The organism is Seohaeicola sp. (assembly GCF_048006315.1).
Classification (GTDB): Bacteria; Pseudomonadota; Alphaproteobacteria; order Rhodobacterales; family Rhodobacteraceae; genus Seohaeicola.
The window spans coordinates 1,903,026-1,925,768 of the sequence record NZ_CP180350.1; the positions used below are offsets into that span (position 1 = coordinate 1,903,026).

General features: G+C 65.7%; 24 protein-coding genes and 1 pseudogene. 10 read left to right on the top strand and 15 right to left on the bottom strand.

The genetic code is table 11. From position 1 onward, the window contains the following. Positions 1 to 7: 7 nt before the first annotated feature. The 4 genes and pseudogenes from ACMUJL_RS09580 to mbfA all read right to left on the bottom strand — a co-directional run bounded on the left by ACMUJL_RS09580 (position 8) and on the right by mbfA (position 3,317). Positions 8 to 463 (bottom strand): YaiI/YqxD family protein, encoded by a 456-nt coding sequence (locus tag ACMUJL_RS09580; RefSeq protein ID WP_375568690.1) that lies wholly within the window; start codon positions 461 to 463, stop codon positions 8 to 10. Next, positions 460 to 1,289 (bottom strand): annotated as a pseudogene (gene fghA, locus ACMUJL_RS09585) (S-formylglutathione hydrolase). The gene ACMUJL_RS09580 and the pseudogene fghA overlap by 4 nt, the downstream one beginning before the upstream one ends. Positions 1,290 to 1,348: 59 nt before the next feature. After that, on the bottom strand, positions 1,349 to 2,278 hold the full coding sequence (locus ACMUJL_RS09590; RefSeq protein WP_068293998.1) for an AEC family transporter: 930 nt from the start codon (positions 2,276 to 2,278) through the stop codon (positions 1,349 to 1,351). Positions 2,279 to 2,342: 64 nt separating this feature from the next. Continuing rightward, positions 2,343 to 3,317, bottom strand: coding sequence for an iron exporter MbfA (gene mbfA, locus ACMUJL_RS09595; protein WP_068294001.1), 975 nt, complete (start codon positions 3,315 to 3,317; stop codon positions 2,343 to 2,345). 139 nt (positions 3,318 to 3,456) lie between these two features. Here mbfA and ACMUJL_RS09600 point away from each other — a divergent pair, with 139 nt between their 5' ends. Further along, entirely contained in the window at positions 3,457 to 4,092 is a 636-nt protein-coding gene (locus ACMUJL_RS09600) for a TetR/AcrR family transcriptional regulator (protein WP_068294006.1), read from the top strand. A 4-nt stretch (positions 4,093 to 4,096) separates the two neighbouring features. On the opposite strand, the gene ACMUJL_RS09605 is transcribed toward ACMUJL_RS09600, so the two are convergent. The 3 genes from ACMUJL_RS09605 to ACMUJL_RS09615 all read right to left on the bottom strand — a co-directional run bounded on the left by ACMUJL_RS09605 (position 4,097) and on the right by ACMUJL_RS09615 (position 6,567). Beyond that, entirely contained in the window at positions 4,097 to 4,819 is a 723-nt protein-coding gene (locus ACMUJL_RS09605) for an NYN domain-containing protein (RefSeq protein WP_068294009.1), read from the bottom strand. A 16-nt stretch (positions 4,820 to 4,835) separates the two neighbouring features. Continuing rightward, on the bottom strand, positions 4,836 to 5,354 hold the full coding sequence (locus ACMUJL_RS09610) for a GNAT family N-acetyltransferase (protein WP_138177157.1): 519 nt from the start codon (positions 5,352 to 5,354) through the stop codon (positions 4,836 to 4,838). Positions 5,355 to 5,436: 82 nt separating this feature from the next. Beyond that, the gene (locus ACMUJL_RS09615; RefSeq protein WP_068294398.1) at positions 5,437 to 6,567 is read right to left on the bottom strand and encodes an S-(hydroxymethyl)glutathione dehydrogenase/class III alcohol dehydrogenase; all 1,131 of its coding nucleotides are present in this window, start codon (positions 6,565 to 6,567) and stop codon (positions 5,437 to 5,439) included. A gap of 128 nt (positions 6,568 to 6,695) precedes the next feature. On the opposite strand from ACMUJL_RS09615, the gene ACMUJL_RS09620 reads away from it, so the two are divergent. Both ACMUJL_RS09620 and ACMUJL_RS09625 read left to right on the top strand, forming a co-directional pair. Then, positions 6,696 to 6,974, top strand: a complete 279-nt coding sequence (locus ACMUJL_RS09620) for an I78 family peptidase inhibitor (RefSeq protein WP_068294010.1) — start codon at positions 6,696 to 6,698, stop codon at positions 6,972 to 6,974. A gap of 75 nt (positions 6,975 to 7,049) precedes the next feature. Continuing rightward, on the top strand, positions 7,050 to 8,687 hold the full coding sequence (locus ACMUJL_RS09625) for a Y-family DNA polymerase (RefSeq protein WP_416914236.1): 1,638 nt from the start codon (positions 7,050 to 7,052) through the stop codon (positions 8,685 to 8,687). A 61-nt stretch (positions 8,688 to 8,748) separates the two neighbouring features. Here ACMUJL_RS09625 and ACMUJL_RS09630 read toward each other — a convergent pair whose 3' ends face one another. Genes ACMUJL_RS09630 through paaI form a run of 4 tightly spaced genes read right to left on the bottom strand, consistent with a single transcriptional unit; the run spans position 8,749 to position 12,270 of the window. Further along, positions 8,749 to 9,318 carry a TetR/AcrR family transcriptional regulator gene (locus ACMUJL_RS09630; RefSeq protein WP_375568681.1) on the bottom strand — a complete coding sequence of 190 codons (570 nt, stop codon included), beginning with the start codon at positions 9,316 to 9,318 and terminating at the stop codon, positions 8,749 to 8,751. A 17-nt stretch (positions 9,319 to 9,335) separates the two neighbouring features. After that, positions 9,336 to 10,646, bottom strand: a complete 1,311-nt coding sequence (paaK, locus tag ACMUJL_RS09635) for a phenylacetate--CoA ligase PaaK (protein ID WP_375568679.1) — start codon at positions 10,644 to 10,646, stop codon at positions 9,336 to 9,338. Beyond that, positions 10,646 to 11,839 (bottom strand): 3-oxoadipyl-CoA thiolase, encoded by a 1,194-nt coding sequence (pcaF, locus tag ACMUJL_RS09640; protein ID WP_416914237.1) that lies wholly within the window; start codon positions 11,837 to 11,839, stop codon positions 10,646 to 10,648. The genes paaK and pcaF overlap by 1 nt, the downstream gene beginning before the upstream one ends. Continuing rightward, on the bottom strand, positions 11,836 to 12,270 hold the full coding sequence (gene paaI, locus ACMUJL_RS09645; protein ID WP_068294028.1) for a hydroxyphenylacetyl-CoA thioesterase PaaI: 435 nt from the start codon (positions 12,268 to 12,270) through the stop codon (positions 11,836 to 11,838). Before paaI ends, pcaF begins: the two co-directional genes overlap by 4 nt. A gap of 128 nt (positions 12,271 to 12,398) precedes the next feature. Between paaI and paaZ the strand changes: the two genes are divergently transcribed. The 4 genes from paaZ to ACMUJL_RS09665 all read left to right on the top strand — a co-directional run bounded on the left by paaZ (position 12,399) and on the right by ACMUJL_RS09665 (position 16,678). Continuing rightward, a complete protein-coding gene (gene paaZ / locus ACMUJL_RS09650) occupies positions 12,399 to 14,429 on the top strand; it encodes a phenylacetic acid degradation bifunctional protein PaaZ (protein ID WP_375568674.1) in 2,031 nt (676 codons plus the stop codon). A gap of 97 nt (positions 14,430 to 14,526) precedes the next feature. Then, positions 14,527 to 15,327, top strand: a complete 801-nt coding sequence (locus ACMUJL_RS09655; protein ID WP_068294031.1) for a PaaX family transcriptional regulator C-terminal domain-containing protein — start codon at positions 14,527 to 14,529, stop codon at positions 15,325 to 15,327. A gap of 47 nt (positions 15,328 to 15,374) precedes the next feature. Continuing rightward, positions 15,375 to 15,719 carry a DUF2794 domain-containing protein gene (locus tag ACMUJL_RS09660; protein ID WP_068294034.1) on the top strand — a complete coding sequence of 115 codons (345 nt, stop codon included), beginning with the start codon at positions 15,375 to 15,377 and terminating at the stop codon, positions 15,717 to 15,719. A gap of 29 nt (positions 15,720 to 15,748) precedes the next feature. Then, entirely contained in the window at positions 15,749 to 16,678 is a 930-nt protein-coding gene (locus ACMUJL_RS09665) for a 3-hydroxyacyl-CoA dehydrogenase NAD-binding domain-containing protein (RefSeq protein WP_068294037.1), read from the top strand. Between the two features lie 49 nt (positions 16,679 to 16,727). On the opposite strand, the gene ACMUJL_RS09670 is transcribed toward ACMUJL_RS09665, so the two are convergent. The 3 genes from ACMUJL_RS09670 to ACMUJL_RS09680 all read right to left on the bottom strand — a co-directional run bounded on the left by ACMUJL_RS09670 (position 16,728) and on the right by ACMUJL_RS09680 (position 19,421). Then, positions 16,728 to 17,558, bottom strand: a complete 831-nt coding sequence (locus ACMUJL_RS09670) for an NlpC/P60 family protein (protein ID WP_375568671.1) — start codon at positions 17,556 to 17,558, stop codon at positions 16,728 to 16,730. Further along, positions 17,555 to 18,940: a leucyl aminopeptidase family protein gene (locus ACMUJL_RS09675; RefSeq protein ID WP_375568669.1), complete on the bottom strand. Its 1,386-nt coding sequence runs from the start codon at positions 18,938 to 18,940 to the stop codon at positions 17,555 to 17,557. The genes ACMUJL_RS09670 and ACMUJL_RS09675 overlap by 4 nt, the downstream gene beginning before the upstream one ends. A 115-nt stretch (positions 18,941 to 19,055) precedes the next feature. After that, positions 19,056 to 19,421, bottom strand: coding sequence for a hypothetical protein (locus ACMUJL_RS09680; RefSeq protein WP_375573954.1), 366 nt, complete (start codon positions 19,419 to 19,421; stop codon positions 19,056 to 19,058). A gap of 194 nt (positions 19,422 to 19,615) precedes the next feature. Here ACMUJL_RS09680 and ACMUJL_RS09685 point away from each other — a divergent pair, with 194 nt between their 5' ends. From ACMUJL_RS09685 to ACMUJL_RS09695, 3 genes are read left to right on the top strand one after another with little or no spacing between them, the layout of a single operon-like run. Next, entirely contained in the window at positions 19,616 to 20,266 is a 651-nt protein-coding gene (locus tag ACMUJL_RS09685) for a carbonic anhydrase (protein WP_068294049.1), read from the top strand. A gap of 54 nt (positions 20,267 to 20,320) precedes the next feature. Then, entirely contained in the window at positions 20,321 to 21,298 is a 978-nt protein-coding gene (locus ACMUJL_RS09690; protein ID WP_375568667.1) for a sodium-dependent bicarbonate transport family permease, read from the top strand. A gap of 3 nt (positions 21,299 to 21,301) precedes the next feature. Continuing rightward, positions 21,302 to 21,610: a P-II family nitrogen regulator gene (locus tag ACMUJL_RS09695; protein WP_068294056.1), complete on the top strand. Its 309-nt coding sequence runs from the start codon at positions 21,302 to 21,304 to the stop codon at positions 21,608 to 21,610. A 97-nt stretch (positions 21,611 to 21,707) separates the two neighbouring features. On the opposite strand, the gene ACMUJL_RS09700 is transcribed toward ACMUJL_RS09695, so the two are convergent. Continuing rightward, entirely contained in the window at positions 21,708 to 22,730 is a 1,023-nt protein-coding gene (locus ACMUJL_RS09700; protein ID WP_068294059.1) for an aspartate-semialdehyde dehydrogenase, read from the bottom strand. Between the last annotated feature and the right edge of the window lie 13 nt (positions 22,731 to 22,743).

A 22,743-nucleotide genomic window follows, 5' to 3' on the forward strand; every position in this document is an offset into this window, starting at 1 on the left:
TCTTGGGTTAGCCCTGCCGCTGGGCCGCGCGGATCTCGCGGTCCAGCGCCTCAAGAAAGCGCGACCGATCCGCCTTTGTAAAGCCCTTGCCGCCGCCTTGCCGGAACGGATCGGCGGCGCGCAGGTCGGCCATCAGATCGCGGGTCGCCAGCACATTGCCGATATTGGCCTGTGTCAGCGCCTCGCCGTTGTGTTTCAGCACGCGCGCCCCCGCCGCCACGCATTTTGCAGCCAGCGGAATATCCCCGGTGATCACCACATCGCCGGGCCCCGCACGATCCGCGATCCACATGTCGGCCACATCGGGGCCTGCGTCCACGATCACCACGTCGACCAGCGGATTGCGCGACAGGCGCAGCCCGCCATTGCTGACGAGTTTCATCTGGATGCCGTGGCGGGTGGACACACGTTCGGCCTCTTCCTTGACCGGGCAGGCGTCGGCGTCGATGAAAAGCGTGGTCACGAATAGAGCGCCTCGGCGTGGAAGGTGACGTGATCTTCCATGAAGGTGGAGACGAAGAAATAGCTGTGGTCATAGCCCGGTTGCAGCCGGAGGGTGGCTTGGGCGCGGCGGGTCATCACGGCATGGGCCAGGGTTTCGGGGCGCAGGTTGTCAAGGAATTGGTCCTTGGTGCCAGTGTCACACAGCAGCGGGATATCCAGACCCACCGCGCGCATCATCAGGCTGGCGTCATGGCGCGCCCATGTGGATTCGTCATCGCCCAGATAGGCGCCCAGTTGCTTGCGCCCCCAGTCGGCCCCCGTCGGGTTGCAGATCGGCGCGAAGGCCGAGACGGAGCGGAACCGCCCCGGCAGGCCCATGGCAAGGGTGAGTGCGCCATGCCCGCCCATGGAATGGCCGGTGATTGCCTGACGGTCCGCGTCCAGCGCGAATTCGTTGAACAGAAGGCCCGGCAGATCATCCGCCACATAGTCCCACATGCGAAAATGCGGTGCCCAGGGCGCCTGCGTGGCGTTCACGTAGAAACCGGCCCCCTGCCCAAGATCATAGGCGGCGTCATCCGCCACACCTTCGCCGCGCGGACTGGTGTCGGGAAAACCAGCGCGATCCCCTGTTCCGCCGCCCAGCCCTGCGCGCCTGCCTTGACCATCGCATTCTCATGCGTGCAGGTCAGCCCCGACAGATACCACAGCACGGGCACGGGGCCATCCTTGGCCTCGGCCGGCAGGAACAGGCCGAATGTCATGTCGGTTCCCGTGGCTTGCGAAGCATGGCGGTAGACGCCTTGCACACCGCCGAAACAGGCGTTTTCGGAAAGGGTTTGCATCAGAGGTCTCCTTTTCGCGTTTGGGTCATGGCTAAGCCAAGGGCCACCTGCCCACAAGCTCAGAGCGTCGAAATCCAGCCGATCACAAGCGAGACGGTCACGATGCTCAGCGCCGTCGAAATCAGGATCGAGGACGACACCCGATGCGGCGCCACGCCATAGTGCTGCGCCAGCATGTAGACATTGCCCGCCACAGGCAAAGCCGCCGCCGCGATCATGACGCCTGCGGCATAGGGTTCGACCGGAAAGATCAGCAGCGCCGACACGGCAACCGCCGCCGGGTGCAACACCAGTTTGCAGAACGACAGCCACCCGGCCACAAAGACCCGTTCGGCCGATTTCGATGCCAGCGAGGCGCCGATCGCGAACAACGCGCCCGGCGTGGCCGCATTGCCCAACAGGATCACGAATTCATTCAGCGGGCCAGGAATGGGGATTTGCAGGCCGGACCAGCCCAGACCCAGCACGATGGACACGATCATCGGGTTCTTGAGCAAGCCAAGCCCGATGCTGCGGAAGATGCCCCAGGACAGCCGCCCGTCGCGCGCACCGGTGATCAGGATCACGATCAGGCTGCCGAAGACAATCAGGTCCACCGCCAGCACCAGCATGACCGAGGCGATGGCCGCCTCGCCCAACAGAAGCGCCAGCATCGGGATACCCAGAAAGCCGACATTGCCGATGGCGCCGCATTGCGCCTCGATCGCGGCCTCCTGCAGGGGAATGCGGCGCAGCAGGGCCACGGCCGTCACCACCAGATAGACCACCACGGTGGCCAGCAGATAGGCCTTGACGAAGGTCAGGTCGAAAACCTCGGCCAGCGACAGGTTGGCCGAGAAACGGAACAGCATCGCCGACAGGGCAAAGTAAAAGACGAACTTGGTCAGCCATGCCGTGGCCGCCTCGGTGAAGAAGCCGCTGCGCCCCGCGCCGTAGCCGACGCCGATCACCATGAAGAAGGGCAATGTCTTCAGAAAGATCTCGAACATCAGCCGTTGGTAACACGGCGGGGGGCGGCGTCAATCGCCGAAAGCATCATCGGCGCACAGGGTATCAACCGCTGCCGATCAGCACCCCGGCTGCCAGCACCAGCGCCCCGCCCAGCACCACCTGCAACGCCGCGCGGAAGAACGGCGTTTCCATGTAGCGGTTCTGGATCCAGGCGATCGCCCACAATTCCACGAAGACAACCGCGATGGCGATGACCGTGGCGGTCCAGAAATCGGTGATCAGGTAAGGCAGCGCGTGACCCAGCCCGCCCACTGTAGTCATGATGCCGGAAGCAAAGCCGCGCTTGGCGGGCGATCCGCGCCCGGAGAGTTCGCCATCGTCCGAGGCCGCCTCGGTGAACCCCATGGAGATCCCCGCACCGATCGACGCGGCCAGACCAACCTGGAACGTGGTCCATGTATCCTGCGTGGCGAATGCCGTGGCAAAGATCGGGGCCAGGGTCGACACGGATCCATCCATCAGGCCGGCCAGACCGGGTTGCACCCAGGTCAACACGAATTGCCGATGTGCCGCGCGCCCCTCGGCGGCGCGCACATCCTGCGGCAGGTGCTTTTCCGCAAGATCGCCGGCCAGCGCCTGATGTCCGGCCTCTGCCGCCGCCAGATCGCCCAGAAGCTTGCGGGTAGCCGCATCCGTGCTGCGCTGCGCCGCCTTGAGGTAGAAGGCCGCGGCATCACGCTCCATGCCTTCGGCTTCGGCACGTATACGGTCGATACCGAGGTTCTCGATCAGCCAGACCGGGCGGCGCGCGTAATAGCCCGCGACATGTTCGCGGCGGATCAGGGGGATGATGGTCCCGAAACGCGCCTCGTGCAGGTCGATCAGACGGCGGCGATGTCCGTCCTCCTCGGCGGCCATGCCATCGAACATGGCAGCGGTGTCGGGAAAATCTGTGCGCAGCCTTTCGGCATAGCTGCGGTAAATACGAGCGTCATCCTCTTCGGACGAAATCGCAAGCGCCAGGATCTCTTGTTCGGACAGATCGCGAAAACGGCGACGTTGGGACAGGAAAGGCATGTTTCTGTTTCCAGCTAAATTAGAATGATTTTAACCTAATTCCCCCTGAGCGGTTCGGCAAGGGGGTGGTCGCGCGCAGATCGCTTGTCGAAACTGAACCAATCGGTTTAAACTGAGGCTCCGCACAGGGAAGGGTCGCATGAACATCATCGCCGAACAGCCGCGCGCCAAACCGCGCAAGGGCCGGAAGTACGACCAGGTCCTTGACGGCGCGCGCGAGGTCTTTCTGCTGTCCGGTTTCGAAGGCGCCTCGGTCGATGACATCGCCCGTGCGGCGGGCGTATCCAAGGCCACGCTCTACAGCTATTTTCCGGACAAGCGGTTGATGTTCACCGCGATGGCCGAACGCGAATGCTCCCGTCAGGCCAGCGCCGCCCTGCAGGTGATCGACATGACCGCCCCACCCGCGCTGGTCCTGCGCCAGACCGCGGGGCGGCTGATCCGGATCATCCTGTCCGATTTCTCGCAACGCATCTTCCGGGTCTGCGTCGCCGAATCCGACCGTTTCCCTGAACTCGGTCAGGCCTTCTATGACAGCGGCCCCGCGCTGGGGCGTGCCCGGATCGCGGATTACCTGCGTCAGGCCAAGGCGCGCGGCGAAGTCGCGATCGAGGATTTCGAACTGGCCGCCGACCAGTTTGCCGAACTGTGCAAGGCCGATCTCTGGGCCAGGGCCGTGTTCGGAATCCAGAACCGGTTCTCGGACGAGGAAATCGACCGCGTGATCGAAGGCGCCGTCACGACATTCCTCGCCCGCTACGGCATGCGCGACTGACGCCTCAGTCGATCCGCCGCACCAGGATCTGGTTGCCCGATCCGCGCTTGGTCTCGAAGATCTTCAGATCACCGATCAGGTCGCTCAGCTTCTTCTTGCCATAGCTGCGCGTATCGAAATCCGGGTTGGCGGCGGTGATGAACTGGCCCAGGGGGCCCAGCGCATACCAGTCGTCCTCCTGGTCGATGCTGTCCATCGCCTTGAGGATCAGATCGCGCGCCTCCAGCAGGTTCCCGGTTGTCCGCATCTCGGTCCTTGCTGCAGGTTTGCCCGCAGGATCGGCCCCTTCCAGGTTCTCGAGGAAGATGAAGCGCTTGCAGGCCTTGCGGAAAGCCTCGGGCGTTTTCTGCGCGCCGATACCGAAGACATCCAGACCCTGCTCGCGGATGCGGCTGGCCAGGCGCGTGAAATCGCTGTCCGACGAGATCAGCACGAAACCGTCGAAACGACCCGAATGCATCAGGTCCATCGCGTCGATCACCAATGCGATGTCGGATGCGTTCTTGCCGACGGTATTGGCGGGCTGATGATGCGGGACCAACCCGAATTCGGCCTGCACCTTGTTCCAGCCGCTCATCTGCGTGCTGGAGAAATCACCATAGACGCGGCGGACACTGGCCTCGCCCATCCCTGCGATCTCCTCGAAAATGGCGCGCGTCCATTTGGGGGATGTGTTGTCCGCGTCGATCAGCACGGCCAGAAGCGGCGGGCGGGCGGGATTGTCCATGGGTCTGTCCAGTCTGTCAGGTTGCGCCCGCCACCTCCTCGGGCAGCAGGCTGCGATACATCACCAGCGCATCCACATAGCCCTTCGCGGGATGCAGATAGGCGCCGGGCAGGCGGCCCGCGATCTGGAACCCGGCAGTCTGCCACAAGGCCACGGCACGGGTATTGGTGCTGATCACGAAGTTGAACTGCATCGCACGGTAGCCCGATTGCGCCGCACGGTCCAGCGCTTCGGCCAGCATGGCGCGGGCCACACCGCGTCCCTGCGCCGCCTCTGCCGTCACGAAACCGCAGTTGCAGACATGGGCCCCGCCACCCTCGGCATTAGGGCGGATGTAATAGCTGCCCAGCACCACGCCATCCGCTTCGGCGACCCGCACCTCGCGCCCCGGCCCGAACCAGTAGGCCAGCGCATCGGCCTCGGAAATCGCGGGATCGATTGCATAGGTCTCGCCCGCCCGGAATACCGGGCGCAGGATGTCCCAGACAGCCGCGCGGTCCGCTGTTGTTGCCGCACGCATCGTCACGTCGCTCATCGCGCAACCCTGTTTCTTCTTGCCGGAAATATCCCCGCCGGAGGCACCGACATCACGGCAAGCGCCTCCGGCGGAAGATGGATCAATAGGTGACAACCGCGCGGATCGACTTGCCTTCATGCATGAGGTCGAACCCGTGGTTGATCTCGTCCAGGCTGAGGGTATGGGTGATCATCGGATCGATCTCGATCTTGCCATCCATGTACCAATCCACGAATTTCGGCACATCCGTGCGCCCCTTGGCGCCACCGAATGCGGTGCCTTTCCAGACACGGCCCGTGACCAGCTGGAAGGGGCGGGTGCTGATTTCCGCCCCTGCGGGCGCCACGCCGATGATCACCGACACGCCCCAGCCGCGATGCGAACATTCCAGCGCATCGCGCATGACCTTGACGTTGCCGGTGGCGTCGAAGGAATAGTCCACGCCGCCGATATGATCATTGCCGCGCTGGGTCAGCTTGACGATCTCCTGCACCACCGAGCCTTCGATCTTCGAGGGGTTGATGAAATGGGTCATCCCGAACTTGCGCGCCATCGCTTCCTTGTCATCGTTCAGATCGACACCGATGATCATGTCGGCCCCCGCCATCCGCAGGCCCTGGATGACGTTCAGGCCGATCCCGCCCAGACCGAAGACGGCGGCGGTCGATCCGATCTCGACACCCGCCGTGTTGATCACCGCGCCGATGCCCGTGGTCACGCCGCAGCCGATATAGCAGATCTTGTCGAAGGGCGCGTCGTCGCGGACCTTGGCCAGCGCAATCTCGGGCATCACGGTGTGATTGGCGAAGGTCGAGCAGCCCATGTAGTGGTAGATCGGCGTGCCATCCAGCATCGAGAAACGCGTGGTGCCATCGGGCATCAGCCCCTGGCCCTGGGTATTGCGGATCGCGGTGCACAGGTTGGTCTTGCCCGACAGGCAGGAATAGCATTCACGGCATTCCGGCGTGTAAAGCGGGATCACATGATCGCCGGGTTTCAGCGTGGTCACACCCTCGCCCACCTCGATCACGATGCCTGCGCCCTCATGGCCCAGGATGCAGGGGAACAGACCCTCGGGGTCCGCGCCCGAACGGGTGAATTCATCCGTGTGGCAGATGCCCGTCGCCTTGACCTCGATCAGGACTTCGCCCTTCTTCGGGCCGTCCAGGTTCACTTCCATGATTTCCAGCGGTTTGCCGGCCTCAAGGGCCACGGCGGCACGTGTGCGCATGTGTTGCATCCTCCTGTTGTCGCGCGCCACCTTTTGCGAAAGCGCGCCGATGTTCAACCTCCTCCTATCCGGCGGCCGGGTTTCGGTCTAGGCTGCAAGCGTATCAATTGATGCAAAGGCCGACATTCATGCGTCTCCCTGTCCCTGCCGCCCTGGGTGCCATCCTGCTTATGGCCGCCTGCATGCCCGAACAGCCGCCCGCAACCTTGCCAGCCGAGGACGCCTGCGGCGCCTCGGGCCTGCAAGGCCTGGTGGGGCAGCAGGTCACCGATCAGGACTTTTCCGGCATCGGCGCCGCGCAGCGGATCATGACGGACGGCAGCCCGATGACGATGGATTACCGCGCCGACCGGCTGAATGTGACCCATGACGCACAGGGCCGGATCACCCGGATCTGGTGCGGCTGAGGGCGCGGACTCGACTCTGCGCGAGGGCGGCGCTAGATAAGAACAAATAGTGAACATATTGCCGCGAAGCTGCCCATGGCCCCGAAACGAATCCTTTCGCTCTGGTTTCCCCGCCTTGGCGCGGAACGTCTGCTGCGGGCGCGGCGCGGCCTGCCGGACGTGCCTTTCGCGGTGATCGAACAGGCGGGATCGGCGCAGCGCATCGCCTCGGTCTCGGTTCCGGCGCAGGCGGCGGGGCTCTATCCGGGTCAGCCACTGCGCGATGCGCTGGCGATCTGCCCCCAGCTTGCAACACAGGCCCGCGATGTGGCGGCCGAGGCAGCCTTTCTGACAGGGTTGCGCCGCTGGGCCGGGCGCTGGTCGCCCCTGGTGGCGGAAGAACCGCCCGATGCGCTGGCCCTCGACATCACCGGCTGCGCCCATCTGTTCGGGGGCGAGGCCGCGATGATCGACCAGATCGGCGCGGCGCTGGAGGGCATGGGCCTGTCGGTACAGGCCGGGCTGGCCGATACGCCGGGGGCGGCATGGGCGCTGGCCCGTCACGCCGGACGCCATGCCGCGACAGGGCGCAGCGGTGACGCCATCCAGCAGGAGGCGCGGGCGACCCGGTCGCGCGCCGCCACACGGCCGCGCCATGCGCCATCACGGGCCAGCACCACCTTCGCCCCCACGATCGCACCCGTGGGCCAGACCCATTCCGCCATTGCCCGCCTGCCCGTCGCGGCCTTGCGGCTGGACCCGGACACCGTGGCGCAACTGACCCGGCTGGGCCTGCGCCATGTGGGCGATCTGACCGGCCAGCCGCGCGCGGCGCTGGCGCGGCGTTTCGGCAAGGGGCTGGTGCTGCGGCTGGATCAGGCCCTGGGCAGCGCCCCCGAACCGATCAGCCCGGCGCGCCCCGATACGGCCTTTGCCACACGGATCAGCCTGCCCGATCCCATCGGGCTGACAGCGGACATCCTGGCCACAACCGACCGGCTGCTGGAGCGTCTGTGCCAGTTGCTGGCGAACAAGCGGCAGGGCGCGCGGATCGTCCGGCTGGAGGCATACCGCAGCGACGGCCAGAGGCAGGAGATCACGCTGACACTGGCCCGTGCCAGCCATGATCCCGCGCGCATCCGCCCACTGCTGGTCATGCGGCTGGACCAGATCGATGCAGGTTTCGGGATCGACATGATGCGGCTTGAGGCGCTGCGCACCGAGCCCCTGCATGACAAGCAGGCCAGCGGTCATCTGGATGCGGCCCGCGCGGCCGCCGGCCGCGCCGCGCGCGACACCGCACTGGAAGACCTGATGGCCCGCATCGGCGCGCGCATCGGAATGGAGGCGATCACCCGCCATCACCCCGGCAACAGCCATATCCCCGAGAAATCGGCACAGGTGCTGGCCGCCGCCTGGTCGGACCCGGCACCCGGCTGGCCCGCGCCGCCCACACCGCGACCGGCGCTGCTGTGGCGACCCGAACCCGTCACGGCCGCCGAAACGCCCCACCTGCCCGCGCACTTTCGCTGGCGGCGGCGCGATCTGGCGCTGGCCTGCGCACAAGGTCCCGAACGGATCGCGCCGGAATGGTGGCTGGACGAGCCCGACTGGCGCAGCGGCACGCGCGATTACTGGATCGTCACCACCACCTGCGGCGCGCGGCTATGGCTGTTCTTCGCCCACGGCGCCAGCATGTCGCGCGGCTGGTTCTGCCATGGCAGCTTTGCCTGAGGCAGCGACCCGGACAGTCACAAGCGGCAGGCGTAAGGCGACAGGCGTAAGGCGCAGCATCTCAGACGGCGCGCAGACCGCCCATGACGAAATCCGCCGCCAGATCGGCATAGGCGGCGCGGCTCAGCCCCTTGCCCGGGCGATGCCACATGTAGAACCAGTTGAGGATGCCATAGACCGACATGGTCAGCGCGCGCAGACGGTCCGCATCAAGGCCGGGGCGTTCGGCATCCACCGCCTCGGCCATGACGGTGACCAGACGCCGTTGCGCCGCGATCAGCGGGGCCTGACGTTCCGGCGGCAATGTCGCCAGCGCGTCCAATTGCAGCTTGTGCTCGGAATCCGCATCCTCATAGGCTGACAGCACCGCGCGGATCACACCGCGAATACCCTCGCCGCGCGCGGCCTCGACCACCTCGACCAGCGCGCCCAGGTGATCGTCCAGGATGTCGAACAGCAGGTCTTCCTTGCTGGCGTAGTAGTGATAGATCAAGGCCTTGGACACGCCGCAGTGTTTTGCGGCCCCGGTCATCGAGGCGCGGTCATACCCGTGCTGCGCGAAATAATCCGCCGCCCCCTTGCGCAGGGCGGCGCGTTTTTCGTCGTGATCGCGTGCCAGTCCGCGCGCCATGTCAGTCGCTCACCATGTCAATCACCCTTGGGGCGGTTGTCGATGATGCGCTGGGCCTTGCCTTCGCTGCGGACAACGCCACCCGGATCGAAGACATGGATCTCGACCGAGATGCCGACGGTCTGCTTGATCCGGTGCGACATGTCCTTGGCTGCCGCCTCGCGCGCGGAGGGGCTGACACCCTCGCAGGCCTCGCACAGCACGCGCATGGCATCCATCCGGCCCTTGCGGTGCAACTCGATCTGGAAATGCGGGGCAAGGTCGCGAACCTGCATCAGCACTTCCTCGATCTGGGTCGGAAAGACGTTGACGCCGCGCAGGATGATCATGTCGTCGCTGCGCCCCGTGATCTTTTCCATCCGCCGCATGCTGCGCGCGGTTCCGGGCATCAGCCGCGTCAGATCGCGGGTGCGGTAACGGATGATGGGGAAGGCTTCCTTGGTAAGCGAGGTGAAGACCAGCTCGCCCAGTTCGCCGTCAGGCAGAACCTCGCCGGTGTCGGGGTTGATCACCTCGGGGTAGAAATGATCCTCCCAGACATGCAGGCCATCCTTGGATTCCACGCATTCATTGGCGACACCCGGTCCGATCACCTCGGACAGGCCGTAGATGTCGACCGCATGCATGTCGAAGGCATCCTCGATCTCGCGGCGCATGGCGTTGGTCCATGGCTCGGCCCCGAAGATACCGACCTTGAGCGGCGATTTGCGCGGATCCAGCCCCTGCTTGGCGTATTCGTCCAGGATCGACAGCGCGTAGGACGGGGTGACGGTGATGCCGTCGGCGCGGAAATCCTCGATCAGCCTGACTTGGCGGGGGGTCATGCCGCCCGAGACGGGCACGGTCGTCAGGCCCAGCTTCTCGGCCCCAAGATGCACGCCCAGCCCCCCGGTGAACAGGCCATAGCCATAGGCATTGTGCAGGATATGCCCCTGCCGCAGCCCCGCCGCGCGCAAGCTGCGCGCCACGACTGTGCCCCAGACGTCCAGATCGCCCCGCGTATAGCCCACCACCGTGGGCTGCCCCGTGGTGCCCGACGAAGCATGGACGCGCACCACCTGTTCGCGTGGCACGGCGAACATCCCGAAGGGGTAGTTCGCGCGCAGATCGCCCTTGGTGGTGAAGGGAAACTTCGCCAGATCCGACAGGGACTTGAGGTCATCCGGGTGCACCCCCGCCGCATCGAAAGCGGCGCGGTAATGGGGCACGTTGTCATAGGCGTGATGCAGCGACCATTTCATCCGTTCCAGTTGCAGCGCGGCAATCTCGTCGCGGCTGGCGGTCTCGATCGGTTCCAGATCGCCAGGCTTGGGGGACAGGTCTTCCATCACACGGCCTCCAGCATCAGGGCGATGCCCTGGCCCACGCCGATGCACATGGTGCAGATCGCACGCTTTGCCTTTGCATCCGACAGGTTGATCGCCGCCGTCAGGGCCAGCCGCGCGCCGGACATGCCAAGCGGATGGCCCAGCGCAATCGCCCCGCCATGGGGGTTCACGTGATCCGCGTCATCGGGCAGGCCCAGTTGCCGCATCGTGGCCAGGCCCTGGGCGGCGAAGGCCTCGTTCAATTCGACGAAATCGACATCCCCGATCGTCAGCCCATGACGGTCCAGCAGCGCCTGTGTCGCGGGCGCGGGCCCGATCCCCATGATGCGCGGGGCGACGCCCACGGTGGCCATGGACACGATCCGCGCCTTGGGCGTGAGGCCATATTTCGCCACCGCATCGGCCGAGGCCACGATCAGCGCCGCAGCACCATCGTTGACGCCCGAAGCATTGCCCGCCGTGACGCTGCCGCCCTCGCGGAAGGGGGTGGGCAGGGCTGCGAGTTTCTCGATCGTCGTGGCGCGGGGGTGTTCGTCCTGCGCAACCACGACGGGATCGCCCTTGCGCTGCGGGATCGTCACGGGTGCGATTTCACGCGCCAGACGCCCGCTTTCGATGGCGGCGATGGCCCGCATCTGCGAGCGCAGGGCGAAAGCGTCCTGATCGGCGCGGGAGATCCCGAAATCGGCAGCCACGTTTTCGGCGGTTTCGGGCATGGAATTGGTGCCATAGGCCTTGTGCATCGCGCAGTTCACGAAGCGCCAGCCGATGGTGGTGTCATAGATCTCGGCCCGGCGCGAAAAGGCGCTGTCGGCCTTGGGCATGACCAGCGGCGCGCGGGACATCGATTCGACGCCGCCCGCCAGCACCACCTCGGCCTCGCCCGTCTTGATGGCGCGCGCGGCTTGGCCCACGGCATCCAGACCCGATCCGCAGAGGCGGTTCACGGTCACACCCGGCACGCCCTCGCCCAGCCCCGCCAGCAGCACCGCCATGCGGGCCACGTTGCGGTTATCCTCGCCCGCCTGATTGGCACAGCCCATGATGCATTCATCCACGGTCATGCCCGGAAACTGCGCCATGACGGCACGGATCACGCCGGCCAGCATGTCATCGGGCCGAACCGAGGACAGCGCCCCGCCGTATCGTCCGATGGGGGTGCGCAGCCCCTCGCAAAGATATGCCTCTCTCATGCGTCGTTCTCCTTGAAATGGGTCCCGGAAATCTGTCGCGACAAGCCCCGGAACAGGGCAACCTTGCGCCCGTCCTCACCGGTCACGACCACGTCATAGACGCCGGACCGGCCTGCCAGGTGCATCTCTTGCGCCGTGGCGGTCAACACCTCACCCGCCTTGCCGGGGCTGAGGTAGGTAATGGTGTTCTCCTGCGCCACGACCAGCGTGTTATGGCTGTTGCAGGCATAGGCAAAAGCGGTGTCAGCGAGGGTGAAGATATAGCCGCCGTGGCAGATGCCATGCCCGTTGAGGTGTTCGGGACGCACCGTCATGGTCATCTCGGCCTGTCCCGGCGCGACGCGGATCAGCGCCATGCCCAGCGCATGCGCCGCCACATCCGTGGACCACATCGCAGCCGCCGAGCGTTCGGCGCGTTCCTGAGGCGTCATGGTCTCTCCTCCCCGTGACATTGACGGTAACCTGCACAAAACCGACCGCGCGGTCAAGAGTATTGCTTTAAGCGGAAACCTGCGCCATGCTGCGCGCCAGACAGCGCGATCTCAAGGGAGGATTTCCGATGCTCACACCCCATAGCCATGCCTGCGGTCAGTGGATCGCGCCGGGTGATGCGGCACAGGACATCATCGGGCCGGTGACGGGCAAGGTGATCGCCCGGGCAGGTGGCGCCGCGTTGGACATGCAGGCGATGCTGGATCATGCGCGCGGCACGGGCGGCCCGGCCCTGCGCGCCATGGGCTTTCATGACCGCGCCCGCATGATCAAGGCGCTGGCCGGGTATCTGGATGCCCGCAAGGAAGAGCTTTACGCGCTGAACCCGCTGACCGGGGCCACGCGGCGCGATGGCTGGGTCGATATCGACGGCGGGATCGGGACCATGGGGCTTTTCGCCTCGAAGGGGCGGCGCGAGATGCCCGATGGACATGTCTATGTCGACGGCGACGTGGAACAGCTCAGCCGCAAGGGCAGCTTCCTGGGGCAGCACGTGGCCGTTCCCTTGCAGGGGGTGGCGGTCCAGATCAACGCGTTCAACTTTCCGGTCTGGGGGATGCTGGAAAAACTGGCCCCTGCCCTGCTGGCGGGGGTGCCATCCATCGTCAAACCCGCGACGCAGACCTGCTATCTGACCGAAGCCTGTGTGCGGCTGATCATCGACAGCGGCATCCTGCCCGAAGGTGCGCTGCAACTGGTGATCGGACGGACGGGTGATCTGCTGGACCGGCTGGGCGCGCAGGATGTGGTGGCCTTTACCGGGTCGGCCGATACCGCGCTGATGCTGCGAAGCAATCCCGCCCTGATGCGGCATTCGACCCGCTTCATGGCCGAACAGGACAGCCTGAACGCCTCGATCCTGGGGCCGGATGCCGGACCCGACAGCGCCGAATTCGCCTTGTTCATCAAGGAAGCGGTGGCCGAGATCACCACGAAAGCAGGGCAGAAATGCACCGCGACGCGGCGCCTGATCGTGCCTGCAGGCATGATGGATCAGGTGGCGCAGGCGCTGTCCGACAAGCTGGGCGCCATCACCATCGGCAATCCGGCGGCCGAAGGCGTTCGGATGGGGGCGTTGGCCTCGCATGCGCAGAAGGCCGATGTGCTGGCGCGGCTGGCACAGCTGCAGACCGAGGCGCGGCTGATCCATGGCGATCCGGCACGCATGACACTGGTGGATGCCGATCCCGATCAGGCCTTCCTGCCGCCCATGCTGTTGTCCTGTGCCGATCCCGACGCCGCGCGGCTGGTGCATGAGGTCGAAGCTTTCGGCCCTCTCTCGACGCTGCTGCCCTACCGCGACACGGCCCATGCCGCGGCGCTGGCCAATCGTGGCGGCGGCTCGCTGGTCTCGTCGCTGTTCACGGCAGATCCGGCCGTTGCCCGCCAGGTCGTGCTGGACAGCGCCGCCTGGCATGGGCGCATCTACATTAACAACGCCACCTCGGCGGCCGAGGCGACAGGCCACGGATCGCCGCTGCCGCACATGATCCACGGTGGCCCCGGCCGCGCCGGCGGCGGCGAGGAACTGGGCGGCATCCGCGGCGTCATGCATTACATGCAGCGTACCGCCATACAGGGCAGCCCCGACATGCTCAGCGCGATCACAGGCACATGGGTGCAGGGCAGCGCGCAGACCACGGGCCCGGCCCACCCTTTCCAGCGCACCTTCACCGAGATCGCCATCGGCGAGACGATCCACACCGATCCGCGTACCGTCACGCTGGAGGATATCGAACATTTCGCGCATTTCACCGGCGACACCTTCTATGCCCATATGGACGAGGAGGCCGCGCGCGCGAACCCCTTCTTCCCGGGTCGCGTGGCGCATGGCTACCTGCTGCTGAGTTTTGCGGCGGGGCTGTTCGTGCAACCCGACCCCGGTCCGGTTCTGGCCAATACCGGCCTGAACGCTCTCAGCTTCCAGAAACCGGTCAGCCCCGGCGACAGCATCCACGTGGCCCTGACCTGCAAGCGCAAGACACGGCGCACGGACAGTTATGGCGAGGTGGCCTGGAACGCGACCCTGACCAATAAGGACGGCGAACAGGTCGCGCAATACGAGCTTCTGACAATGGTGGCTTATGACCGGCCCTAGGGCAGATCCGGGCTTCTTCTTGCTTCAAATATCCATCTGCCGGTGTCACCTGTCACAAAAGGTTCAGTTGCGCGCGCAATGCGTGTAACAGGCGGATATGGACCCGCTTGATCACGTCATCGCAGCGCTGCACACCGAATCCCGCCTGCGGGTATGGTCGCTTGTGATCACCGTCTTCGGGGATTGCGTCCAGCATCGCGGCGGCGCGATCTCGACCGCGCGTCTGGGTCGGCTTCTGGGCCGCATCGGGGTAGAGCCGGGCGCGCTGCGCACTGCCCTGTCGCGGCTGGGCCGTGATGGCTGGGTGGACAGCGAACGCGCCGGTCGCATCAGCCATTACCGCCTCAGCCCTTCGGGCCTTGCCCGTTTTTCCGAGGCGACAAGCCGCATTTATGCGGCCCCGCGTATAGCCCCCGTGACCGAATGGGCCCTGTCAACCGAGGGCACGGCACAGACGGCGCTTGCCCTTGGCGGGCTCTGGCTGGCGCCAGCCTGCGCGGCGCAAAACCCGCCTCCCGCGTTTCGCCTTGTCGGGCGCATCACGGATCTGGCACCCGGAATGCGCGAGACACTGATCAGCGACGAACACGCCATCGCCCTGCGCCGCCTGATGGCCGACATGGACCGGCTCACGGGGCTGGCGGCGGATCCGCTGACCCATGCCGCGGCACGCATCCTGCTGATCCATCGCTGGCGGCGCATCGTGCTGCGTTACCCCGATCTGCCAGCCGAGGTGCTGCCCGCAGACCTTGCGGCGCAGGATCCGCGCGCCCGCGTGGCGGCGGTCTACCATCATCTGACCCCCGGCGCAGAGGCCTGGCTGGACAGCGCCGAGGGTGAAATCGCCGCCATGCCCCCGGCGGATGCCAGCCTTGCACGACGTTTCCGCCCGGCCTGATCCGCAGAGGGCTTGATTTCGCCAGGCATCGGCGCAACTCTGGTTGCATGAGCGTGCAACCTCCCATCCCGATCGTCACCGCGCAGGCGCCCGAGCAGGTCGCCTTTGACCGGCTCGAACTGGGGCAGATCCTGACGCTTTACGGGCGCATGGTGGCCATGGGCGAATGGCGCGATTACGGGATTTCCCACCTGCGCGAAGTCGCTGTCTTTTCGATCTTCCGGCGCACGGCGGAGAACCCGATCTACCGGATAGAAAAGCGGCCCAAGCTCAGGGCGAAGCAGGGCCTCTATGCCGTGATCGGCATGGATGGGCAGGTCCTCAAGCGCGGGCACGACCTGCGCGCGGTGCTGCGCGTGCTGGAACGCAAGCTGATCCGGGCGGTGGACTGACGGGTGCCACAGAAGTCGCAGAAGACAACATGATCCGCCATGTCGCCATCATCGGCGCGGGGCTGATCGGCGCCAGCTGGGCCGCGCTGTTCCTGTCCAAGGGGCTGCGGGTCACGGTTTGCGATCCGTCGCAAACGGCGCTGGACGGCCTTGCCCCTTTCATCACCGATGCATGGGCCGATCTGGCACAGCTTGACGCGATCGCCGCCGCGCCGCCGTTCGACCGGCTGCACGTGACGCGGGATATCGCCACGGCCTGCATGGGTGCCGACATGGTGCAGGAATGCGGCCCCGACCGGATCGCGATCAAGCGCCAGATCGTGGCGCAGATCGAAACCACGTTTGCCCCTGATAGGATCATCGCCTCGTCGACCTCGTCGCTCATGGCCAGCGACATTCAGGACGGCGCAACCCATCCGGGCCGCATCCTTGTCGCCCATCCGATGAACCCGCCCCATCTGGTGCCGCTGGTGGAACTTGTGGCAGGCCGCGCCACGGACCCCGCCTGTATCGACACGGCGCGCGGCTTCTATGACAGCATCGGGCGCGTGACCGTGGTGGTGCAAAAGGAACGTGTGGGCCATCTGGCGAACCGCCTGACATCCGCCCTCTACCGCGAGGCGGTCAGCCTTGTGGCCGACGGTGTCGCCACGGTCGCGGATGTGGACCGCGCGATTGCCCATGGCCCCGGACTGCGCTGGGCCTTCATGGGGCCGCATCTGACCTATCATCTGGGTGGTGGCGCGGGGGGCTATCGCCACTATCTCGACCATCTGGGGCCCACGCAGGTCGCGCGCTGGGCCGATCAGACCACGCCTGATCTTTCGCCTGATCTGATCGAAACCCTCGTGGCCGGGATAGAGGCTGCGACCGAAGGGGCAAGCACCGAGGACCTTGCCCGCCGCCGCGACGCGGCGCTGGTGGCCCTTGCACGGCTGAAACGTGATCTCGGGGCCTGAGCGCCCTCTTCATCTTGCCAGAAATACCGAGGTAAAAAACGGGTCCGCCTCAGCCCAGACGGCGATGATCCGTCACAGGCCCACCGCCCTGCGCCTCGATCCGCGCCACCGCCTCGGCCAGGCCCTCGAAGGCCACGGCCATGTGATGCGCATTGGCATGCAGGATCATGTCGGGCCCCGATACCCAGGCCACATGCCCTTTCCAGAACAGCAGATCGCCACGGCGTGGCGGGCTGCCGTCGGTCACGGGCACGCCAAGCCCTGCGGCCTGCAAATCGCTGTCACCGGGGCAGTCGATCCCGCAGGCAAGGCAAGCCGCCTGGACCAGACCGGAGCAATCAATCCCGAAGGCGCTGTTGCCGCCCCAGAGGTAAGGCGTGCCCAGCAGGAGGGTCGCCACGGTGACCGGGTCGTCCTCCATCACGGCCATCGGGGTCAGATGAACGGCGGGGACATGCCCCGCATCGGTCAGGATGAACCACCCTGCCTGCCCCAGGTGACGCAAGCGGGTGCCTAAACTTAGGCCGAAAAGATCGGCAGACTTGATATCCGCGTACTCATAGGCATGGGTCGCACGCACGCAGACCCGCAAATCGGGCGGCTGCCCTTCGTGAAGCACCGCAGCGGGCAAGTAACCGACATAGCCATCACGCGCGGCTTGTACGAAACACCAGTCGTCGCGTTCCTCGAATACGGTTACCGCCTCGCCGCGCAGCAATTCACGCTCGCGCCGCCCTTCGGGCGCATCGCGCAGCGCCACGACCGGGACCGCGACCAGACGCGACCAGCCTTCGACAAAGCTTGCAGCCTCGACCTGCCCTTTGAGCGACAGAGCGGCCACACGCCCATTGGAAGGTGTCAGGCGGCGATCCCGTGTCACAGGCCCAGCACCTCGGGCAGTGCTTCGAGCAAGGCGCGCGCGCCCATGCCGACACCGCCCTTGGGGCGTGCCGGGGCCGCGCTGGGCTGCCAGCCATAGATGTCGAAATGGGTATAGCGCGCATCCTCGCCCGCGAAGCGGCGCAGGAACAGGGCCGCGGTGATCGCCCCGGCAAAGCCCGACTTGGGCGCATTGTCCAGATCGGCGATGCCCGGTTCGATATCGGCCTCGTAGGGGGTCCAGAACGGCAGCCGCCAGACCGGGTCCGCAACCCTTGCGCCAGCTGCGTCAAGGGCGGCGGCGATGCTGCCATCATCGGTGAAATAGGGGGACAGATCCGGGCCCACTGCAACACGCGCCGCCCCGGTCAGCGTGGCCATGGACACCATCAGATCTGGGTTTTCCTCGGCGCCCAGCGCCAGCGCATCGCCCAGCACAAGGCGGCCTTCGGCGTCGGTATTGTTGATCTCGACCGTCAGCCCCTTGCGGGACGGCAGGATGTCACCGGGCCGCATGGCAGAGGCGCTGATCGCATTCTCGACCGCAGGGATCAGGGCGCGCAACCGGACCTTCAGGCCAAGCGCCATGATCATATGCGCCAGCCCCAGGACAGTTGCCGCACCGCCCATGTCTTTCTTCATCAGGCCCATGGAGGAGGAGGGCTTGATGTTCAGACCGCCGGTGTCGAAACACACGCCCTTGCCCACCAGCGTCAGGCGCGGCCCGGCATCGCCCCAGCGCAGGTCGATCAGGCGCGGTTCCTGCGCCGCCGCGCGACCGACCGCGTGGATCATAGGGAAATTCTGCTCCAGCAGCGCATCGCCGCGAATGACCTGTGCCTGTGCCCCGTGACGCGCCGCCAGATCCAGGCAGGCGGTTTCCAGCGCGTCAGGCCCCATGTCATTGGCGGGCGTGTTGATCAGGTCGCGGGTCAGGGCCTCGCCCGCCGCGATCACTTCCAGGCGCGGCGCGTCCACACCCTCGGGCGCGACAAGCCGGGCGGGATTGCGGTTCTGGCTGCGGTAACGGTCAAAAGCATAGCCCGACAGCAGCCAGCCCAGCGCCTCCTGCTCGGCCAGGTCAACGGGAAGACCAGACGCGATGCGATAGCTGCCCGCAGGCAGGTTTGCCGCGACGCCGCCCAGGTGAAAGCGGCCGCGCGCGCGTTGCGCGGCGGTGCCGTACCCGGCCAGGACAAGGGCGGGCATGCCATCGGCACCCGGCACCAGCAGGTGCTTGCCCAAGGCGCCCGAAAACCCCGTGGCGCGCACCCACGTCGCAACCTGCGCGGGCTGATCCGCCAGCCAGCCGTCAAGCGCCTGGGCCTCGATCACATGCAGGGCAAGCGTCTCTGGGGTGGCGGGGGCGAAGGTCAGGGACATGGGCGGGCCTTTCGGGCGGTGCGTGACGACAAGGGCCCGGCGCTGCGATCCAAGCACCGCAAGTGGCCTTGAACGCACCCTAGCGGCCCTGCCTGCAACCGCAAGGGGGCGCGGGTCAGCCGGACAGGTCCTGCAGGTCCCAGATCGCCGTCAGGGAGCGCTCACCGACACGTAGCAGCCGCGCCAATGTCGCCGCCAGCCCGTTGAGATCGGAACCGTCGATACATTGCGCAACATCGCGCGCGACACGCGCCAACCCATGCATGCCGACCTGGTCGGCAATCGCGGCAAGGCACCTTACCGTCTTGCGCAGCCCCGCGATCTGATCCTCGCGATACATCCGCTCTGCGCAGGTCAGGCGCACGGCCATCTCTTCCATCGCGCGGCAGATCACGTCTTCTGCCGCAGCCTTGCCCAGTTGGGCGTAAAGTGTCCCCAGTCGATCGGGGTCCAGCAGAACGGCCTCGTCCTGCACCAGCATTGTCACCTTGTTCAAGACGTCACCCTTGATCTCACGCCCCCACGGCATCCCGGAGACATGCGCATCGAGAGGTTCCCAAAAGGTTGCGCGTGGGCCTTGTTTTCTCTCGAATTGTCGGACAATACGCTCTATGAGGGCCACCCAGACGCCTCCGAAGCCTTGCGCGATACGGGAACCAGAACGGGGATCATGCGATGAACCACGCCAAACCCTTGCCGGGCTACCTGATCCAGCGGTACCAGGGGTGGAAGGCCACCTCCTATGCCGAAAACCAGACCTGGTACCGGCGCCTTGCGGAAGTCGGGCAACACCCGCGGGCCATGGTGATTTCCTGCTGCGACAGCCGGGTGCATGTCACCTCGATCTTCGGGGCCGATCAGGGCGAATTCTTCATCCATCGCAATATCGCCAACCTGATCCCGAAATATGAGCCGGATGGCGAGGCACATGGCACCTCGGCTGCGGTGGAATATGCGGTGAGCGTGCTCAAGGTCGCGCATCTGATCGTGCTGGGCCATTCCTCCTGCGGGGGGGTCAAGGGTTGCCTTGACATGTGCACCGGGCATGCGCCCGAACTGGAAGAGAAAAGCAGCTTTGTCGGTCGATGGATGGACATCCTGCGTCCCGGCTATGAGCAGGTCAAGGACATGGCCGATCCGGTCGCGCAATTGAGTGCGCTGGAAAAACAGGCCGTGCTGGTGTCGCTGGACAACCTGATGACCTTCCCGCTCGTCGCGGAAGAGGTGCAGGGCGGCAGATTGTCGGTGCATGGCCTCTGGACCGACATCGGCGAGGGATCGCTGGAATATTTCGACCCGGCCAAGGGCCAGTTCCAACCTGTCTGACGGTTTGCGATCCGTCAGGGCCGGGTGCTTTGTCAAAGGGGAAGACCGCAGGACATGGACAGCATTCTTGCACTGGCGGGCGCCAACCTCATCTCGCCCATCGTCCTCAGCTTCGCGCTGGGGCTTTTCGCTGCGCTGGCGCGATCCGACCTGACCGTCCCCGAGGCGGTGGCCAAGGGCATGTCGATCTATCTTCTGTTCGCCATCGGCTTCAAGGGCGGGGTCGCTGTCGCCTCGCACGGGATCGATGCCACGCTGGGCCTGTCGCTGCTTGCGGGCGTGGTCCTGTCGGCGGCCCTGCCGCTGGTGGCCTTCGCGCTGCTCAGCGCAATGTCGAACATGTCGCGCACCGATGCGGCGGCGGTAGCTGCGCATTACGGCTCGATCTCGATCGTGACCTTCGTTGCGGCCTCCTCGGTGCTTGAGGGGCGCGGAATCGCCTATGAGGGCTACATGGTCGCCGTCGCCGCCGCGATGGAAGCCCCAGCGATCCTGTCCGCGCTCTGGCTGGTGGCGCGCGGAGCGGGCGGGCGCAAGATGGAGGCCGGGCTCTGGCACGAGATCCTGTTGAATGGATCCATCGTGCTGCTGATCGGGTCCTTCCTGATCGGATGGATCACCGGGCCTGCCGGGCTGGCGCAGATCAACAGTTTCATCGTGGCCCCGTTCAAGGGCGTGCTGTGCCTTTTCCTGCTGGACATGGGGCTGGTCGCGGGGCGCGGATTGCGCGGTGGGCGGCACGTGCTGGGTGCGGGCGCGCTGGCCTTCGGCGTGATGATGCCCGTGATCGGCGCAGGCTTCGGGCTGGCGGCGGGGCTGCTGCTGGGCCTGTCCACGGGGGGTGTCACGCTGATGGCGGTCCTCAGCGCCTCTGCCAGCTATATCGCGGTGCCGGCGGCCATGCGCGTGGCCCTGCCCGAGGCGAACCCCTCGATCTACCTGACCCTGTCGCTGGGTGTGACCTTTCCGTTCAACCTGACCCTTGGCATTCCGCTTTACATGGCGGCCGCCGTGGCCCTTACCGGAGGCTGAGACATGCAGACCCACAAGGCCAAACGCGTCGAGATCACCATCGAAGCCGTGATGCAGAACCGCCTGACCGGCGCGCTGCAGGGCGCGGGCGTCACCGGTTACACGATCTTGCCCGTGCTGGGCGGATCAGGCCGATCCGGCGACTGGACGCGCGAAGGACAGGTAGGCCGCGCGGGCATGGTGCAGGTCGTCTGCATCATCCGCCCGGATCGTCTGGACGTGCTGCTGGATGCGGCCTTCGGCGTGGTCGAGCGCCATATCGGTGTGGTCTGCGTCACCGATTGCGATGTGCTGCGGGCGGAACGTTTCTGAGACCGGGGCCATGTCCCACAAAACGGAAAACCCCCGGCGCAGGGTCGCTGCACCGGGGGGCTACTGTCGTCTGGTCGTCTGGTTGAAACCGGGTTGATCAGCCCTTTTTAAGAACCCGCTGACCCAGCACTTCGGCGATCTGGACGGCGTTCAGGGCGGCACCCTTGCGCAGGTTGTCGGACACGCACCACAGGTTGATGCCGTTGTCGATCGTGCTGTCCTGACGGATGCGGCTGATGAAGGTGGCGTAATCGCCCACGCATTCGATCGGGGTCACGTAGCCGCCGTTCTCGCGCTTGTCGATGACCATGATACCGGGCGATTCGCGCAGGATGTCGCGGGCTTCGGCTTCGTCCAGGTGATCCTCGAACTCGATGTTGATCGCTTCCGAATGACCCACGAAGACGGGCACGCGCACACAGGTTGCCGTGACCTTGATCTTGGGATCGAGGATCTTCTTGGTCTCGGCCACCATCTTCCATTCTTCCTTGGTCGATCCGTCCTCGAGGAAGACGTCGATATGCGGAATCACGTTGAAGGCGATCTGCTTGGTGAACTTGCGCGCTGGCTTGTCATCGGTCGGGTTGTAGATGCTCTTGGTCTGATCCCAAAGCTCGTCAATGCCTTCCTTGCCCGCACCCGACACGGATTGATAGGTGCTGACAACAACGCGCTTGATGCGCGCACGGTCGTGCAGAGGCTTGAGTGCGACAACCATCTGCGCGGTCGAGCAGTTGGGGTTGGCGATGATGTTCTTCTTGGAATAGCCATGGATCGCGTCGGCGTTCACCTCGGGCACGATCAACGGCACGTCCGGGTCGTAGCGATAGAGCGAGGAGTTGTCGATCACGACGCAACCCGCGGCGGCGGCCTTGGGCGCATAGATCTTGGTGGCTTCCGAACCCACGGCGAACAGGGCGATGTCCCAACCGGTGAAATCGAAGGTGTCCAGATCCTTGGTCTTCAGGGTGGTGTCGCCAAAGCTGATTTCGGTGCCCAGGGATTTACGGCTGGCCAGGGCCACGATCTCATCCACGGGAAACTGGCGCTCGGCCAGGATGTTCAGCATTTCACGGCCCACGTTCCCCGTGGCACCGACGACGGCAACCTTGTAGCCCATCTGGGACAACTCC

What these genes read in the sequence shown, in the direction of transcription:
- ACMUJL_RS09590 (WP_068293998.1), bottom strand. Translation starts at nt 2,278, where the DNA reads ATGTTCGAGATCTTTCTGAAGACATTGCCCTTCTTCATGGTGATCGGC.
- mbfA (WP_068294001.1), bottom strand. Translation starts at nt 3,317, where the DNA reads ATGCCTTTCCTGTCCCAACGTCGCCGTTTTCGCGATCTGTCCGAACAA.
- ACMUJL_RS09600 (WP_068294006.1), top strand. Translation starts at nt 3,457, where the DNA reads ATGAACATCATCGCCGAACAGCCGCGCGCCAAACCGCGCAAGGGCCGG.
- ACMUJL_RS09605 (WP_068294009.1), bottom strand. Translation starts at nt 4,819, where the DNA reads ATGGACAATCCCGCCCGCCCGCCGCTTCTGGCCGTGCTGATCGACGCG.
- ACMUJL_RS09610 (WP_138177157.1), bottom strand. Translation starts at nt 5,354, where the DNA reads ATGAGCGACGTGACGATGCGTGCGGCAACAACAGCGGACCGCGCGGCT.
- ACMUJL_RS09615 (WP_068294398.1), bottom strand. Translation starts at nt 6,567, where the DNA reads ATGCGCACACGTGCCGCCGTGGCCCTTGAGGCCGGCAAACCGCTGGAA.
- ACMUJL_RS09620 (WP_068294010.1), top strand. Translation starts at nt 6,696, where the DNA reads ATGCGTCTCCCTGTCCCTGCCGCCCTGGGTGCCATCCTGCTTATGGCC.
- ACMUJL_RS09625 (WP_416914236.1), top strand. Translation starts at nt 7,050, where the DNA reads ATGGCCCCGAAACGAATCCTTTCGCTCTGGTTTCCCCGCCTTGGCGCG.
- ACMUJL_RS09630 (WP_375568681.1), bottom strand. Translation starts at nt 9,318, where the DNA reads ATGGCGCGCGGACTGGCACGCGATCACGACGAAAAACGCGCCGCCCTG.
- paaK (WP_375568679.1), bottom strand. Translation starts at nt 10,646, where the DNA reads ATGGAAGACCTGTCCCCCAAGCCTGGCGATCTGGAACCGATCGAGACC.
- pcaF (WP_416914237.1), bottom strand. Translation starts at nt 11,839, where the DNA reads ATGAGAGAGGCATATCTTTGCGAGGGGCTGCGCACCCCCATCGGACGA.
- paaI (WP_068294028.1), bottom strand. Translation starts at nt 12,270, where the DNA reads ATGACGCCTCAGGAACGCGCCGAACGCTCGGCGGCTGCGATGTGGTCC.
- paaZ (WP_375568674.1), top strand. Translation starts at nt 12,399, where the DNA reads ATGCTCACACCCCATAGCCATGCCTGCGGTCAGTGGATCGCGCCGGGT.
- ACMUJL_RS09655 (WP_068294031.1), top strand. Translation starts at nt 14,527, where the DNA reads ATGGACCCGCTTGATCACGTCATCGCAGCGCTGCACACCGAATCCCGC.
- ACMUJL_RS09660 (WP_068294034.1), top strand. Translation starts at nt 15,375, where the DNA reads ATGAGCGTGCAACCTCCCATCCCGATCGTCACCGCGCAGGCGCCCGAG.
- ACMUJL_RS09665 (WP_068294037.1), top strand. Translation starts at nt 15,749, where the DNA reads ATGATCCGCCATGTCGCCATCATCGGCGCGGGGCTGATCGGCGCCAGC.
- ACMUJL_RS09675 (WP_375568669.1), bottom strand. Translation starts at nt 18,940, where the DNA reads ATGTCCCTGACCTTCGCCCCCGCCACCCCAGAGACGCTTGCCCTGCAT.
- ACMUJL_RS09680 (WP_375573954.1), bottom strand. Translation starts at nt 19,421, where the DNA reads ATGCTGGTGCAGGACGAGGCCGTTCTGCTGGACCCCGATCGACTGGGG.
- ACMUJL_RS09685 (WP_068294049.1), top strand. Translation starts at nt 19,616, where the DNA reads ATGAACCACGCCAAACCCTTGCCGGGCTACCTGATCCAGCGGTACCAG.
- ACMUJL_RS09690 (WP_375568667.1), top strand. Translation starts at nt 20,321, where the DNA reads ATGGACAGCATTCTTGCACTGGCGGGCGCCAACCTCATCTCGCCCATC.
- ACMUJL_RS09695 (WP_068294056.1), top strand. Translation starts at nt 21,302, where the DNA reads ATGCAGACCCACAAGGCCAAACGCGTCGAGATCACCATCGAAGCCGTG.
- ACMUJL_RS09700 (WP_068294059.1), bottom strand. Translation starts at nt 22,730, where the DNA reads ATGGGCTACAAGGTTGCCGTCGTCGGTGCCACGGGGAACGTGGGCCGT.